Source organism: Shewanella cyperi, from assembly GCF_017354985.1.
Lineage (GTDB): Bacteria > Pseudomonadota > Gammaproteobacteria > Enterobacterales > Shewanellaceae > Shewanella > Shewanella cyperi.
In genome coordinates this window covers 751,198-767,287 of the sequence record NZ_CP071501.1, presented here as the reverse complement: position 1 = coordinate 767,287, position 16,090 = coordinate 751,198, and the positions used below count along the sequence as shown (strand labels likewise).

8 protein-coding genes are annotated in these 16,090 nt (G+C 61.0%); 6 read left to right on the top strand and 2 right to left on the bottom strand.

The features are described 5' to 3' along the window. Positions 1 to 41: 41 nt before the first annotated feature. Together JYB84_RS03130 and JYB84_RS03125 are read right to left on the bottom strand one after the other, a co-directional pair. Positions 42 to 1,073: a response regulator gene (locus JYB84_RS03130; RefSeq protein ID WP_207322002.1), complete on the bottom strand. Its 1,032-nt coding sequence runs from the start codon at positions 1,071 to 1,073 to the stop codon at positions 42 to 44. Continuing rightward, on the bottom strand, positions 1,060 to 6,357 hold the full coding sequence (locus JYB84_RS03125; RefSeq protein WP_207323075.1) for a PAS domain S-box protein: 5,298 nt from the start codon (positions 6,355 to 6,357) through the stop codon (positions 1,060 to 1,062). The genes JYB84_RS03130 and JYB84_RS03125 overlap by 14 nt, the downstream gene beginning before the upstream one ends. A 492-nt stretch (positions 6,358 to 6,849) precedes the next feature. Between JYB84_RS03125 and JYB84_RS03120 the strand changes: the two genes are divergently transcribed. The 6 genes from JYB84_RS03120 to pepN all read left to right on the top strand — a co-directional run bounded on the left by JYB84_RS03120 (position 6,850) and on the right by pepN (position 16,052). Beyond that, on the top strand, positions 6,850 to 7,737 hold the full coding sequence (locus JYB84_RS03120; protein WP_207322001.1) for a LysR substrate-binding domain-containing protein: 888 nt from the start codon (positions 6,850 to 6,852) through the stop codon (positions 7,735 to 7,737). Between the two features lie 57 nt (positions 7,738 to 7,794). Then, the gene (locus JYB84_RS03115) at positions 7,795 to 8,526 is read left to right on the top strand and encodes an ABC transporter ATP-binding protein (protein WP_207322000.1); all 732 of its coding nucleotides are present in this window, start codon (positions 7,795 to 7,797) and stop codon (positions 8,524 to 8,526) included. After that, positions 8,519 to 11,083 (top strand): FtsX-like permease family protein, encoded by a 2,565-nt coding sequence (locus tag JYB84_RS03110; protein ID WP_207321999.1) that lies wholly within the window; start codon positions 8,519 to 8,521, stop codon positions 11,081 to 11,083. The genes JYB84_RS03115 and JYB84_RS03110 overlap by 8 nt, the downstream gene beginning before the upstream one ends. Beyond that, complete coding sequence (locus tag JYB84_RS03105) at positions 11,083 to 12,201, top strand: lipocalin-like domain-containing protein (protein ID WP_207321998.1); 1,119 nt, start codon at positions 11,083 to 11,085, stop codon at positions 12,199 to 12,201. Before JYB84_RS03110 ends, JYB84_RS03105 begins: the two co-directional genes overlap by 1 nt. A 113-nt stretch (positions 12,202 to 12,314) precedes the next feature. After that, positions 12,315 to 13,334 carry a sensor domain-containing diguanylate cyclase gene (locus tag JYB84_RS03100; protein WP_207321997.1) on the top strand — a complete coding sequence of 340 codons (1,020 nt, stop codon included), beginning with the start codon at positions 12,315 to 12,317 and terminating at the stop codon, positions 13,332 to 13,334. 90 nt (positions 13,335 to 13,424) lie between these two features. Further along, a complete protein-coding gene (gene pepN / locus JYB84_RS03095) occupies positions 13,425 to 16,052 on the top strand; it encodes an aminopeptidase N (protein WP_207321996.1) in 2,628 nt (875 codons plus the stop codon). Positions 16,053 to 16,090 lie beyond the last annotated feature (38 nt).

Genomic DNA, 16,090 nt, shown 5'->3' with positions numbered 1-16,090 from the left:
AACAAGGCGCCCACGGGCGCCTTGTTTATTTCAGCTAAGGATTACTCAGGCCCGCCATCCGTCTCCATATACTTGTCCCGTACGGCTATCACCTTATCGAGGATCAGCTTGAACTGGGCCACCAACTCGGGATCGAAGTGTTTGCCCGCCTCGCGCTCCAGCAGTGCCATGGTGTCCTCTATGCTCCAGGCCTGCTTATAGGGGCGGATGGAGGTCAGGGCATCAAACACATCGGCAATGGCCACTATGCGCCCTTCGATGGGGATGTCCGTGCCCTTGAGACCCTTGGGATAACCGCTGCCATCCCACTTTTCGTGATGGGTCAGGGCGATACGGCGTGACATTTCCAGCAAGGGATCGTCATGTTCACCTATGATCTCGGCACCGATTTCGGCGTGTTGCTGCATCACCTGCCACTCGTCGGCTTCCAACTTGGCGGGCTTCTTCAGCACCGCATCCGGGGTGCCTATCTTGCCTATGTCGTGCATCGGTGCGGCGTTGTACAAGAGCTCGCAATACTTGGGCGGCAAGCCCAGCTGCTCAGCCAACAGGCGGGCGTAGTGGCTCATGCGCACCACGTGCAGGCCGGTTTCATTGTCCTTGTATTCGGCAGCCCGCCCCAGACGGCGGATGATCTCAAAGCGGGTCTGCTCCAGCTCGCGGGTGCGCTCGGCCACCTGTTGCTCCAGCAGCCGCTTTTGATCGTACAGCGCCAGATGGTTGCGCACCCGGGCCTTGACTATGGGGGCACTGACCGGCTTGGTGATATAGTCCACGGCCCCGAGGGCAAACCCCTGGGTTTCATCCTCCACCTCCGACAGGGCGGTGACAAAGATCACCGGGATATGGCTGGTGAGCGGCTCCTGCTTCAGACGCCGACAGACTTCGTAACCGTTCATGCCCGGCATCATCACATCCAGCAGGATCAGATCCGGCAGCGCTTTCTGCGCCAATGCCAGGGCCCGGGGGCCGTCAATGGCCACCTTGACCTTGTACTCATCCCCCAATATTCCCACCAGAATGTCGATATTTTCCGGGGTGTCGTCCACCACCAGAATGCTAGCCTGCTCCATGCACTTCTCCTGCCTCCGGGGCTGTTGCCATCTTTGCCAGCAGATCCTGAATAAGTTCTGCGGCCTCATCGAATTGATAATTGGCGGTCATCCTGACCACGGGTTTAAGTTGTTGTTCAAGGGCCTTATCGACCCGTCCGGCTATGGCTTCCACCTGGGGCAGAGCCGTGGCATCGGCCTCTTCCAGGGCCGTCAGCAAGGTCGTCAGCGCCTGCTGCAGTTCGGCACCGGTCAATAAGGCCGCTGTTGCTTGTGGCTGCTCTGCGACCACAGTTTCCCCCTGCCACAGGCCTATGGCGGCGCAGATATCCGCCACCAGGGGTTCGAGTGTCGCCAGCACAGCCTGCCAGTCGCCGTTGGCCGCCAGCTGCGCCTCCAGCTCCCGTGCCTGCTCCGCCAGGGCCGCCGAGCTCAGATTGCCCGCCAGACCTTTCAGAGTATGGGCCAAGCGCACCGCCTCCTCCTGCTTTTCTGCCGCCATGGCGGTGCGGATCCGCGCGCCCACATCGGCCTGGGACTCAATAAAGCGCTCGAAGATGCGCCGGTACAGGCGCTCCGAGTGCTGCACCAGCTGCAAGCCTCTGTCTATGTCGAGTTCAGCATGCTCGGGCCAGCTGGTGAGAGTGGGCGTATCCATCTCCATCACCCCGGGGACAGGTTCGCTGCCATCCCCCAGATAGCGCAGCAGGGTGCGGTACAAGAGCCCCACCTCTATGGGCTTGGGTATGTGATCGTTCATGCCGGCCCGCAGGCACATCTCCCTGTCACCGGCCATGGCATTGGCGGTCATGGCTATCACAGGCAAGTTGTCGAGGCCTGGCAGCTTGCGCAGCGCCGCCGTGGCCTGGTATCCGTCCATCACCGGCATCTGGCAGTCCATCAGCACCAGATCAAAATGCTGCTGCCCCAGTTTTTCCAGGGCTATCTGGCCATTTTCCGCCAGCGACAGCTCAATCCCAACTTGCTCCAGGAACTCGGTCGCCACCTCCTGGTTCATCTCGTTGTCTTCCACCAGCAGTATGCGTTTGCCCTTGAGCTGGGCCAGCAGTGGCTCTGCCAGGCTGTGGTCCCTGCCGCGGCGAACCCCCTTGTGCCCCTGCTTGCCAAGGGCCGACATGATGGCATCCAGCAGGCGCGAAGCGCTGACCGGCTTGGTGATATAACCACTGAGGCCCAACTGCTCAATTTCACCGATAAAGTCCGCATTGGCGTGGGCCGACACCATCAGCAGCAGCGGCGGTTCACCGGGCAGGGCCTTGATCCTGGCGGCAGTTTCCACCCCGTCGAGCTCCGGCATCTTCCAGTCGATAAGGGCGATGCGGTATTGCTCACGGCTACACTTGTCCACCGCCTCTATGCCGCTGCGGGCGCTGTCGACCTTGAAGCCCATGCTTTCCAAGGTGGTGCGCATTATGTCCCGGGCGGTGCCGTTGTCATCCACCACAAGCAGTTTCATCCCCTCCAGTTCCTGCTCCACCTTCAGCCGGGACTGATCCCTGATCTTTAGGCGGACGCTGAAATGGAAGCTGCTGCCATTGCCATACTGACTCTCGACCCCAATCTCGCCGCCCATCAGTTCCACCAGCTGCTTGCAGATGGCCAGCCCCAGGCCGGTGCCGCCGTATTTGCGGGTGGTGGAGGAGTCGGCCTGGCTGAAGGATTTGAACAGCTTGGCCTGCTGCTCGGCCGTCAGGCCTATGCCGCTGTCGCGCACGGTAAACCTGAGCACCAGCTCATCGTCCTGCTGGGCCAGGTCGGTGACTGTCAGCATGATCTCGCCGCGCTCGGTGAACTTGATGGCATTGTTCATCAGGTTGTTAAGCACCTGCCCCAGCCGCAGCGGATCCCCAATCAAATGGGTCGGCACGCTGGGGGCGACGCTGAACAAGAGTTCCAGCTGCTTGTCGGCCACCTTGGCGGCGAACATGTCCGCCAGGTCCTCCAGCAGGGTATCAAGTTGGAACGGGATGGCCTCTATATCCATTTTGCCGGCTTCAATCTTGGAGAAGTCCAGAATGTCGTTGATGATGCCGAGCAAGGACTTGGAAGCGCGCTCGATTTTCTCCACGTAATTGCGCTGTTTGCGGTCCAGCGCCGTCTGCAGACACAGCTGTGACATGCCTATGATGGCATTCATGGGGGTGCGGATCTCATGGGACATATTGGCCAAAAAGTCGCTCTTGGCCTTGCTGGCGGCATCGGCTTCATCCTTGGCCTGCAGCAATTCCCCTGACATTAATTTGAGTTCGGTGATATCGGCCATGCTGAGCACGGCGGAGCTGATTTCGCCCGCCTCCCCTTCCGAGAGCGCGGTGGCATTGATGTTCATCCACAAAATTGCGCCATTGGCCGCCAGCAGACGCCGCTCAGTGGTCAGCTTGGCCTGACCGGCGGCGGTCAGTTCGGCAAACAGCTGGGCTGCGCTGACCCTGTCGTCGGGGTGCAGCAGCTCGGAGAACATCCTGTGGCTCAGGCTCTGGCGATCGAGCCCCAGGTAGTGGCAGAACTGCTCGTTGCAGTCGATGATGCAGCCGCGGTGATCCAGATTGACTATGCCTATGCCGGCGGTGTCGAACAGGGCACGGAAGTGGGCCTCGCTCTGGGCCAAGTCGGCTTCCATATGCTTGCGGGCGCTGATGTCCATCAGATAACCGTTCCACAGCAGACCACCGGCCTGGCGGATCCCCCGAGCCCCGGCCTGCAGCCAGCGCACATCCCCGGAGGGATGGTGGTAGCGGAATTCGTGCATCCATTGCAGGCCGTCGGCACCGGAGAGCGCCCCGACCACCAGGGGCCTGTCTTCCTCCACTATGCGTTCGGCCACCAGCTCGAAATTTTCCAGGATCTGATCCCTGTGGATCCCCAGGGTGCCGATGGCGGCACTGGACAGAAAGGTAAAGCGACGGCGCCGCTCCCCATGCCAGGCCAGCTGATACACAGTGCTTGGCAGGGATTCTGTGATGGTCTCCAGTTGCTGACGCGACTGTTCCAGGGTTTCCTGCGCCAACTTGCGATCGGTAACGTCGTTGAGACTGCCGTCAAACCACAGTGGCCGGCCCTCCTCGTCATAGCTGGCCTTGCCCTTTTCATGGATCCAGCGCACGCTGCCATCCCTGTGATGAATGCGGTATTCCACCTCGAACGCCTGCTGCTCGGCAATGGCGGTGGCAATGACATGATGGCAACGTTCACTGTCCTCCGCCAGGATCAGCGAGCCGAAACTGCGCTGTTTCGATTCGATAAAGTGCCACGCCGGGAAGCCGGTGATCTCGGTAATATTGTCGCTGACATATTCCATTACCCATTCATCACCGAGCCGGGTGCGGTACACGGCGCCGGGCACATTGGATACCAGGCCACGGAAACGGCTTTCGCTTTCACGGATCTGCCGCTCCACCGCCTGTTGCTCGGTGAGATCGCGAATGGAGGCCGCCACCTGGCGGCGGCCCTGATGATCCGCAGGCAATAAACTGAGCCCTATCTGCACCGGAAAACTGCTGCCGTCGGCCTTGAGCGCCCGTAGCCCATCCACCTTGCCCATGGCCCGATCGACCCCGGCGGCGATAAAGCTGCGCCGCAAGTCTGGATGAGCCCCGCGCCACTGCTCGGGCATCAGTTGCTCAACAGTAAGGCTCAACATGCGGGTCGCGTCATAACCGAACAATTGCTGGCAGCGGCTGTTGCTGAACACCAGACGGCCCTCTTCATCCACTATCAGCATGGCTTCGGGTGCGGCTTCCAATACCGCATTGGACCAGGCCGCCGCCGAAAACTGCTCGGTGACGTCGTTGAACAGCATTTCCACCGAAATAAGCTTGTCCTGATCATCCAACAGCGGCTGCATAAAGAGATCCAATCGCCTTACCCGGCCCTCGGTGTCGTACATTTCCACCTGATGCGGCGGCACATTCTGCCCCTGCAGCGCCTGCTCCATGTAACGCCAGTTGGCCTCGTTGATGGGGTTGCTGGAAAACAGCCGCTGGTATTTGCGTTTCAGCAGCTCCGGCGCCAACCCCAGCACCTTCTCGACCCCGGAACTGATCTGCACCAGCTGGCCCTCGGGATCCATGGAACAATAAAACGACTTGTCGCTCATGCCGTCGATAAGACGGGCAAACCTGTTGCCGCGGGAATCCAGCAAGGCCTGCTCCCGCTCCGCAAGCATCTGCGCCATCTCATTGAATTTATTGCTGAGGGTGGCGATTTCCCGCACCGCGCCCTCGGGGGCGTCGAGGCGCTGGATCTTGCCCAGACCAAACTCCTCAATGCCGGACTCCAAATGCTCCAAAGGCTGGGTGAGGCGCTTGGCGGTCCAGTAACTGATCAGCAGCAGCGCCAGGGCCAGCAACAGCAGGTTCATACTCAGGGCGGCAAAATCGGCGGCAAAGGCATCCACCAGTTGCTGCTGCGGGGTGATCACCAGCAAGCGCCAGTCCAGGCTGGGGATGGCGGCGATGGAGGCCAGAAAATGCACCCCGTTGAGATCCTGCAGATCCACCTGGCTGCGATCGCTGAAAATTCGCTGCAATGCATCGCGGCGCTCGCCCCCTGCCAGCCAATCCTTCAGTCCGGCATCCCGGGACAGGTTGTTGTCTGGGTGATAGATAAGCTTGCCTTCCCGGTTAACCACCAACAGGGTCTTGGGATCCATCCCCAGTCGAAGCGGCAGACTGGACAGGGCCAGATCCGTGGTCACCACCCCCAGGGGCTGGCTCGGCTCACCAAAGGGTTGAGAGAAGGTGATCATCAGGGTATTGCCGGCGCCCTCGTCAAAATAGGGTGCGGTCCACACCCCGTCGGGGGAGTTCAGGGCGCCGGTCCACCATTCCCAGCTGCCGTCTGTGTAGTCATAGGCCTCCTTGCCTATATCCAGGGTGGCAATGCCGAGATCCTGGCGAAAGGCATAGGGAGCAAAGCGGGTTTGGGTGCCGATAAAATCGGGCCGAAAGGCGATGGCCGAGCCATAAAATTCGGGATTGCGCTCCAGGCGCCGGGTCAGCATCTGTTCCAGCTCGCTGCGGTCGCGCAGGGTGGCGGCAAATTCCAGGTTACCCAGGTTATAGGCCAGGGTCTGGGTATCGCGCTGGGCCAGTGACAAGATGTATTCCAGCCGTTTGGCACCAAAATCGGCCCTGACCGAGAGGTCGGTAAAGAACTGTTGCTCTTTCTCGTGATAGTGGAACCAGCCGGTGATCCCGTAGACCACAATCATGATCAGGGTCAGGGGCACGGCGATCTGGCTCAGGATCTTACTGCGAAAGCTGCGGAGTTTGCCGGTGTCCATCATAACTGCGTCTCTACTGAACCGGCCAGGAGCCGGAGGGCATCATGCCCGGATACCTGCCCCGCCGACCTGACGCGGCCAAGGCACTCGAATGCATGCAAATCGTTGAATAAAATTGAAATTCAACAGTTCATTTAAGCATTCGCTACAGGTGCAGGCAAGCACCCAAACGCAGTTTTTTAAATCAGCGGCCGGGAAGCACCAGAGGTACTTCCGGCCGTCACATCATAAGAAGGTATTATTTCATCCTTGACTGATACTCCAACCCCGCCAGGGCGGAAAACCTGAGCCAGCCCCGCCACCAGCGCGCCAGCAGGCCCGGGGCTGGACTTGTAGAACAAGCTTCTGCATTATCAGTAAAATCAACCTTGGTTACGCGAACACATTCAGCCATGATAGCCACTCCCTCTGCTGTTGCCATGGCGCTGATTATTTCCGGGCCCCGGTCAATAAACCAACGATATTCCCTTACAGGAACTATAAGTTGAACTTATGAATCCATTGAACCATCTCAACAGCCTCAGGGCCATAGAAGCCGCAGCCCGCCATCGCAGCTATACCCTGGCTGCGGCGGAGCTGTTTGTGACCCAGGCCGCCATCAGTCAGCAGGTACGTCAGGTGGAAGCCTGGCTCGGGATTAAGCTGTTTGTGCGTCAGGGGCGACAGATGCAGCCGACGGCCAAGGGCCAACAGCTGGCGGAACAGCTCAGTCAGGGGTTTGCGACCATAGGCGAGGCGGTGAAACGGCTTAAATGTGAACCCCTTGAAGGTGAGCTGAATATCACCACCACCCAATCCTTCGCCACCATGATGTTGTCGCCGGCCCTCGGCGACTTCAACCGCCGCTATCCCGAGGTGCAGCTGAAGGTGTGGGCCTCGACGGCCATGGAAGATCTGCACCACGGCAGCATGGATGTGGCCATACGTTACGGCTTCACCGAGTACGCTGGGCTTTCCCAGCGTACCCTGCTCGAGGATGAGCTGGTGCCCCTGTGCTCACCGGCACTGTGCCGCGATGGTCAACTGACCAATGCCGCGGCACTGCGGCACTGCTGGCTTATCGACAGCACCCAAACCACGGGCCGCGACTGGCCGGCCTGGTTCGCCTGTGCCGGTATCGACATGCAGCCCCGTGATTTCAAATGGATCAGTGTCAGCAACCTGGATATGGCCCTGAGCACGGCCCTGTCCGGTCACGGGGTGTTTCTGGGCTCGCGCCGCATGGCCCGCGCCTTTATCGAGGCCGGCAGCCTGGTCAACCCCATCAATCTGGCGCTGCCGTCGGGGATCCGCTACAGCCTGCTGCACGATCCCCAGTCCCCCAGGCTGGCGCGGATCCAATTGTTCGAAAACTGGCTGCTCGAGCGCTTTGCCAGCTGAATACAGTGGCATGCCCAGCCGACAGTGAATGGGTTATGCTTGGGAGGCTCGGGCCGAATGCAAAAGGATGGGTTCAAGGTGCAGCAGATTGTCGCTCTGGACGGAATAAGCAAAAGCTTTATCGATGGACATGAGCAGCACAGGGTGCTCGATGGCGTGACCCTGACACTGCACCAGGGGGATACTGTCGCCCTCACCGGGCCAAGCGGCAGCGGCAAGAGCACCCTGCTTAATCTTATCGCCGGCTTCGACAGCCCGGATAGCGGCGCCCTGTCCCTGCTGGGCCGGCCCAGCAGCGGTTTTTCCAGTGCCGACTGGGCCGGATTTCGCCGCAAGCAACTGGGCATGGTATTCCAGCAATTCAACCTGCTCACCCCACTCAATGTCAGGGACAATATTGGCTTTCCCCTCGCCCTCAACCGCCAACCCTGGTCGGCCTGGTGTGAGCATCTCTGCGACCGGCTGGGACTGAATCCCCTGTTATCCCGTGCCGTCGACAGCCTTTCCGGCGGCCAGCAACAGCGGGTTGCCATAGCCCGGGCCCTGGCCCACAGGCCGCAACTGCTGCTGGCCGACGAGCCCACCGGCAACCTCGATGAGCAGGCCGGGCTGGAGGTAATGGCGCTGCTGTGTGAGCTGGCGCGGGAAGGCGGGACGGCCGTGCTTATGGTCACCCACTCAGAAACCTGTGCCGGCTTTATGCAGCGACGCTGGCATCTGAGCCGTGGCCGCATCAGCGAATACCGCAGCGCAGACCCAACCCAGGCACAGGAAACAGACCATGGCTGAACTGGCCCCCCTGCGCAGCTGTCTGCGGGTGTTTGCCGGCCATTATCGCCGCTCGCCGCTGCAGGCCGGAGCCATACTGCTGGGAATTGCGCTGGCGGTATGCCTGCTCGTCGGGGTCAAGGCCATCAATGACAATGCCCTGCGCAGCTACCACGAAGCCACCGAACCCCTGTCGGGCCGTGCCGGGGCTTTGCTGCTGCCGGCAGGTGGCGCCACCACTTTGGATGAAGCCCTGTATTTCCGACTGCGCCGGGCCGGACTTGGCCCGGCACTGGCGGAACTTTCGGGCCCATTAACCAGGGAAAATGGCCCCCCCATATACCTGCACGGCACGGATCTGCTGGCAGCGGTCACAGGGCGAACGCTCAGTACCCAAGAAAGCGGGACTGCCAACCCGAGGCTGCCACGGGGATTGCCCCTGGCACGGCTGCTCGGCGGTGAGCCATTGCTGCTGATGAGCCGCAGTCAGGCGAAGAAACTGGCCGGCGATGGCCGGCTCAGGCTCAGCGGTGGATCTCTGGAAGTGCTGGCCCTGGATGAAGATCTCGGCCTTGGCAGTACCATAGTGGCCGATATCGGTCTGGCCCAGCGTCTGCTGAATATGCCGGGGCGGCTGTCTGCCATAGTCTTGCTGGGCCCATGGGAGGAAGCGCAACTTAAGCAGGCGCTGGCCCAGCATGGGATCACCGAGGCCGAGGTCAGCATCAATGTGCAGGACAGGGGCGAGGCCCTCACGCAACTTACCGGCAGTTTTCACCTGAGCCTCAGGGCCATGAGCCTGCTGGCCTTCGTGGTCGGGCTCTTTATCGCCTACAACGGAGTACGCTACAGCCTGATGAAACGCACCGCCCTCTTGGTGCAGTTGCAGCAGTTGGGCCTGAGGCGGCGGGAGCTGATGGCGGCGCTGGGACTTGAGCTGCTGTTGATGGTGCTGCTGGGCTCGATTCTTGGCTTTGTTATCGGACTGCAACTGAGCCAATTTTTGCAGCCCCTGGTGGCCATGACCCTGGAACAGGTTTACGGCGCCAGACTGCTGCCGGGGCACTGGCAGGCAAGCTGGCTGTGGCAGGCTCTGGGGCTGACGGCGGTGGCCAGCCTCGCGGCCTGCGGCCCCCTTTACTACCGGCTCTTGTGGGCCCCCTTATCCCACTCCCGCCATCAGAGCAGCGAACTGGGGTACCACGGCCGGGTTCATGGCCTGCAACTCAAGCTGGCAGTGGCCCTGTTGGTGCTGGCCGCGCTGTTTGCGCCCTTTGTCAGCGGGGCGATGCAAAGCCTGTTACTGCTGGGCCTGTTGGCCATCAGCACCCCGCTGTTATTGCCGGCCCTGCTGGCCCGTTTGCCCCGCGCGCTCGCCGCCCGGCTCAAATACCGCGGACGAGCCCATTATGCCCTCGCCGAGAGCAGCGAGCTGGCCCCCGCCATGTCCCTGGCCATGATGGCGCTGTTTCTGGCGCTGTCCGCCAATATCGCCATGGCCACCCTGGTGGGCAGCTTTGAATCCACCCTGACCCGCTGGCTGGAGCAGCGCCTGCACGCCGATATTTATTTAAGGCCCAGCGGCAGCCAGATGGCGCAGGTGATGGAGCAACTGGGTGCTGATCCCAGGGTCAAACAAGTCTATCGTCAATGGGTTTCGGATCTGGCAGTAAGAGTCGGTGACAAGAGCCTGCCGGTCGAGCTGCTGGCCCGGGACAAGGTATCGCTGGCGGTCACCAGCACCCTCAAGCAAGCCGACGACGACCTGTGGCAGACCATGTTGGCCCAAGCCTTGCCCCAGCCCATGCCTCAGTCCGGGCCCTCGACTCAAAACACCGAGGCTCTGGTGCTGGTCAATGAACCCATGGCGCTGGCACTGGGCTTGGCGTCTGGGGATCTGCTGCGACTGCAGCTGGCCGGCCAAGAGTTCGGGCTCACCATTGCCGGAATCTATTACGATCACGGCAATCAGCAGCACCAGCTGTTGATAAGCGAAGCCCTGTGGCACAAGCTGGGGCTGATAGCCACACCCTACAGCCTGGCGCTGGATTGTGACTGCGATGCCGCCGGGCTGGTACCCGAACTGGCCCGGCAGCTGCGCCTTAACCAAGCCCAGATCTACAGCCAGCAGGACATCAAGGCCGGCGCTCTGGCCATGTTCGGCCGCACCTTCGATATCACCGCCGTGCTCGGCAGCCTGACCCTGTTGGTGGCGGCCGTGGGCCTGTTCTCAGCCCTGTCGATGCTCGGCAACGCCCGCGAAACCGCCCTCGCCCGCCTCTACGCCCTTGGCCTCAGTCGCGGCGAGATCCTCGCTATCTGTGCCGCCCAGATGTTGCTTATGGTGCTTATTACCTCCCTGTTGGCGCTGCCGGTGGCGGCCCTGCTGGGCTGGGTACTGATCCACAAGATGATCCTCTTGTCCTTTGGCTGGAGTCTGGTGATGGAATGGCAATGGCTTGCTGCCGCCAAGGCGGTACTGACGGCCCTGCTGGCCGCGGCGCTGGCTTTGGCCTGGCCCCTGTATCGCCAGGCGCGCCGGCCCCTGGTCTATGGCCTGCAACGGGAGGATATCTGATGCGGGCCCTATTCTTAGCCTTAGCCATTTGCCTGATGCTGCCGGCACTTGGCGGCTGCGAACCTGCGCCGGAGGCGCCCTCCATGGGCAGCCTGATGGGCGGCGACAGCCAGGGCTTTGCGGAGGTCAAGCCCGGACACCCCCTGACGTTTCCCCAAGATCATCTGGCCCACGGGGATTTTCGCCAGGAATGGTGGTATTTCACCGCCAACCTGCAAACGTTGACGGGCGAGCCTTTGGGACTGCAATGGACCCAGTTCAGGGTGGCGCTGGCGCCACAGCAAGCGGCCTCCCCCAACCCGGCAGATTCCCGGAGCCCGAATTCTTGGGCCACAGGGCAGTTGTATTTTGCCCACGCGGCCCTGACCCGGAGCGATTTTCATCACAGCGCCGAGAAGTGGTCCCGGGGCCACCCGGCCCTTGCCGGTGTTGCAGCTTCGCCTTTCAGTGTCTATCTCGATAACTGGCGCTGGCAGGGGCTCGGGCCGGACGTCTTACCCGCCACCCTGGAAGTGGACACAGAGGAATTTGCATATCGGCTCAGACTCAGGGCCCTGGCGCCGCTGCAATTGCAGGGCGACGGCGGCTTCAGCCGCAAGCAGGCCGACGGCGAACTGGCCTCCTATTACTATTCCCAGCCCTTTATCCATATTGAGGGCCAGATCCGCAGCGGCAAGGACGGCGACTGGCAAGAGGTGAACGGCCAGGGCTGGCTGGATAGGGAGTGGAGCAGTAATTTCCTTGGCCCGGAGCAGCAGGGCTGGGACTGGTTCGGTCTGCACCTGGATGACGGCTCGGCGCTGATGCTGTTTCGTCTGCGAAGCCGGGACGGCAGCTTCTATATCAGTGGTCGGCGCATGTGGCCCGATGGCCACGGCGAGACCTTGACGGACATAGACCTGACCGAGTTGGCGCACAGGGGAGACAGGCCACTGCGCTGGCGCCTGGAGTTGCCCCAATACGACCTGTTCCTGAGCCTCAGCCCCCTCAACCCCGACGCCGAAATGGCCCTCAGCCTGCCCTACTGGGAAGGACCTGTGCAGCTGGAGGGCAAGGCACGGGGTGAGAAAGTCAGCGGCCAGGGCTATATGGAGCTGACGGGCTACCGCGGCCACTGATGCAATTGGGTCTCTCATTCCAAGTGGGCGGCTTATTCAACAGGCATGTCGGGTTGAGTTCGCCGCCGTCCCGGTACACACTTTAGCAATAACAATTGCAACATGAGGCTCCCATGCCAAGCAAAGCCCAACTTTTGCAGATAATCGGGATCCAATCTGCACTCGCCAAACAGGGATTTGAATTGGCAAACGTCATGGACTGCGTGGTGGAATCCGTCCTGTCACTGATCAACTCGGACGGCGCCGTGGTCGAATTGGTGGAAGGTGACGAGATGGTTTACAGAGCCGCCGCCGGTAGCGCCAGCAAACATCTGGGACTGAGGCTGGCGCTGAACAGCAGTTTCTCCGGCCTCAGCGTCCGCACCGGTGAAATTTTGATGTGCAGCGACAGCGAAACCGACGACAGGGTCGATCGCGAAGCCTGCCGCAAGGTCGGGGTCTGCTCCATGCTGGTGATGCCGCTGAATCACGAGGGTCGCAATGTCGGGGTTATCAAGGCCTATTCGGCCACGCCCAGGCATTTCAGTCAGTCCGACACAGAGCTGCTGGGCATGCTGTCCGACGTGATAAGCGCTGCCATGTACCATGCCAGCGAGTACCATGAGAGCGATCTCTATTTTCGCGCCACCCATGACAGCATGACCGACCTCGCCAACCGCTCGGTGTTTATGGACAGGCTGAGACAACTCACCCGCAACAGCCGCACTCCCCCCCGGCCCGCCGCCATCTTTATGGTGGACATGGATGGCCTCAAGGCCATCAACGACAATTTCGGCCACAGAACCGGTGACGCCATATTGATAGAATTTGCCCACAGGTTGCAGACAGCCGCCCGCACCACGGACACTGTGGCGCGCCTAGGTGGTGACGAATTCGGTATACTGCTTACCCCCCTGGCCCAGGATCATGAGATCCATTCGATATTGGAGCGTCTGCAACAGACCATTGCCAAGCCTTTCACTTTCGAGGGAGAAAGCCATCAGCTCAGGGCCAGCATAGGGGTGGCCTTTTTCCCCGGCGATGGGCTGGATATCAACAGCCTGATGGATACGGCCGACAACCGCATGTACCAGATAAAGAACATCTCACGGTCGCTGCCGGGGGGCGGTCTGCACATAGCCCTCAACAGCTGAGGCCACAGCGACGGTAAGGGGCTGGCAAAGCCCCTTGGCTTGGGGTAGTGTAAGCGCCAAAAAATAATCCCGAACTCAAGGATCCCCAACGTGAAGCTGTTTAAGACCGCTGTGCTGGCGCTGGCACTTGGCAACCTGTTTTCCTGTGCCGTTACCCCACATTTTGATCCCACCAAGCGCGATGGCAGCGCCTTTATCAGCGCAGAGCAGGCCGCCGAGCGCTCGGCGCGCGTCAGCAATGTCCGCTACGAGCTGGATTTTGACCTCACGGGCGCTGAAAGCTTCAATGCCATCAGCAAGGTCAGCTTCGAGTTGGCGGACACTGAGGGCTTTCTGACCCTGGATCTCAATCAGGCCCAGGTCAAAAGTTTCAGCATCAACGGCAACAAGCTCTACCCCAAGTACAACGGCAGCTATTTTGAGATCAGCGGCAAGCTGCTCAATAAGGGCGAAAACAGCATTGAGGTGCAGTTCAGCCGCAAGCACAGTACCAATGGCGAGGGCCTGCATCGCTTTGTCGATCCGGTCGATGGCAAGGTGTACCTCTACTCCCATTTCGAACCTGCTGCCGCCCAGCAGATGTTTGCCCTGTTTGACCAGCCGGATCTCAAGGCCAGCTACCAACTGACTGTCACGGCCCCCGCCGACTGGCAGGTGGTCAGTGCCACCCGCGAGCAGCAGATTGAAGATCAGGGTGAGCGCCGCCGCTGGCACTTCCCGGCCACGGCCAAACTCAGCCCTTACAACTTCTCCATGCACGCCGGTCCTTACCGGGTATGGGAAGATAGCCGCGGCCCCTACCCCATGCGCCTGTTTGCCCGTCAGTCGGTGGCGGCCCAGGTCAATCCCGAGGATTGGTTCAGCTACACCAGCGCCGGGCTCAAATTTTTCGATGATTACTTCGGCATTGCCTATCCCTTTGGCAAGTACGATCAACTGCTGGTGCCCGACTTCCTCTACGGCGCCATGGAAAACGCCGGGGCCATCACCTTCGCCGAGGGTCACTTCCTGTCCAGCTCGGCCATGAGCAGCGACCAGAAGCAGAGCCTCGCCGGGGTGATAATGCACGAGATGGCCCACCAGTGGTTTGGCGATCTGGTCACCATGAAGTGGTGGAATGGCCTGTGGCTGAACGAAAGCTTTGCCTCCTTTATGGGCACCCTGGCCCTGGCCGAGTCCACCGAATTCAAACACGCCTGGCAAAGCTTCTATGCCAAGGGCAAGCAGCGCGCCTATGAGCAGGACAGCCTGGTGACCACCCACCCCATAGAAGTACCTGTGGCCACCACGGCCAATGCCTTCGACAACATAGACGCCATCACCTACCAAAAAGGTGCCTCTGTACTGAAACAGCTGCGCCACCTGCTGGGGGAAGAGACCTTCCGCCGCGGTGTGTCCCAGTATCTGCAAACCTATGCCTGGCAAAATGCCACCCTGGATGACTTTATTGCCAGCCTGGGCCAGGCCGCAGGTCGCGACCTGAGCCAATGGACCCGCGACTGGCTCTACAGCGCCGGAGTGAACAACCTCAAAACCGAACTGGTGTGTGAGTCCGGCAAAATCAGCTTTTTCAGCCTGACCCAGAGCGCCCCCGCTGACCTGCCTACACTCAGGGAGCAAAAGGTGCAGGTGGCGCTGTTCCAGGCCAACCGCCGCGAGCTGGAACGCACCCAGTTGCAGCAGGTCACTTACAAGGGCGAGCGTACCCGGGTGCCGGCCCTGGAAGGCCTGCCCTGCCCGGATCTGGTCTATCCCAACTACGGTGACTGGGGCTTCGTCAAGGTGGTGCTCAACGATCGCTCCTTTGCCACCGCCAAACAGGCCCTGGGCAAGGTTGAAGATCCCATGCTGCGGGCCATGCTGTGGCAAAGCCTGTGGGACAGCGTCAACGACGGCCAGCTGGGTCTGGATCAATACATAGCCACCGCCCTGGTCAACGCCCCGGCGGAGCAGGATGAACAGTTGTCGGCCCAGATCATCTCCAGTCTGCTGCGATCCGCCGACTACCTGCAGGCATCGGTCAACGATGGCCACTATAGCCGCAACGCCCTGCTGGCCCTGTCGCAAATGAGCCTGCGCAAAACCATGGAGAGCAAGGGCCAGCATGATCTGCAGCGCAGCTGGTTCGAGGCCTGGATTGAACTGGCCTATGGCAAGGACGCCAGCGAGCATCTGCGTCAGCTGCTGGAAGGCCGCGCCAGTATTCTCGGGCTGACACTGGACCAGGACCTGCGCTGGGCCATTATCGCCCGCCTCAATCGCCTCGATGCCCCCGACAGCGCCACCTTGATCCAGGACGAACTGACGCGGGATCCCTCAGATGCCGGCCAAAAGGCCGCCATCAGCGCCGAGGCCCAGCGCCCGGAGGCCGCCATCAAGCGCCGCTGGCTGCAGAAAATTCACCTCGGCAGCGAGCCCTTCCCCAAGCTCAGACCCGCCATGGGCGCCCTGTACCCGCCGGAGCAACAACTGCTGAGCCAGGCCAGCGCCGACGAGCGCCTGTCGCAACTGACGGAAATGGACAAGCGCGGCCCTGTGTTTATGCGCAGCTATGTGCAGCTGATCCCGACCCAGTGCAGCCGCGAAGGTATAGATCAGTTGAGCCAAGTGCTGGACAGTAAAACCAACCTGTCCAGCGGCCTGCGTCGCGCCCTGCTCAACACCCGCCAGCAAGAAGAGCGTTGCCTGATGATCAGGCGGGGCTTACCCCAAGGTTGAGGACCCGGGGCTGAGGTCAGCCCCTTTCCCCTTCCCCA

Bases quoted from the DNA above. Each gene is read 5' to 3' on its own strand.
- JYB84_RS03105 (WP_207321998.1), top strand. From the start codon at position 11,083: ATGCGGGCCCTATTCTTAGCCTTAGCCATTTGCCTGATGCTGCCGGCA.
- JYB84_RS03125 (WP_207323075.1), bottom strand. From the start codon at position 6,357: ATGGACACCGGCAAACTCCGCAGCTTTCGCAGTAAGATCCTGAGCCAG.
- JYB84_RS03130 (WP_207322002.1), bottom strand. From the start codon at position 1,073: ATGGAGCAGGCTAGCATTCTGGTGGTGGACGACACCCCGGAAAATATC.
- JYB84_RS03115 (WP_207322000.1), top strand. From the start codon at position 7,795: ATGCAAAAGGATGGGTTCAAGGTGCAGCAGATTGTCGCTCTGGACGGA.
- JYB84_RS03110 (WP_207321999.1), top strand. From the start codon at position 8,519: ATGGCTGAACTGGCCCCCCTGCGCAGCTGTCTGCGGGTGTTTGCCGGC.
- JYB84_RS03120 (WP_207322001.1), top strand. From the start codon at position 6,850: ATGAATCCATTGAACCATCTCAACAGCCTCAGGGCCATAGAAGCCGCA.
- JYB84_RS03100 (WP_207321997.1), top strand. From the start codon at position 12,315: ATGCCAAGCAAAGCCCAACTTTTGCAGATAATCGGGATCCAATCTGCA.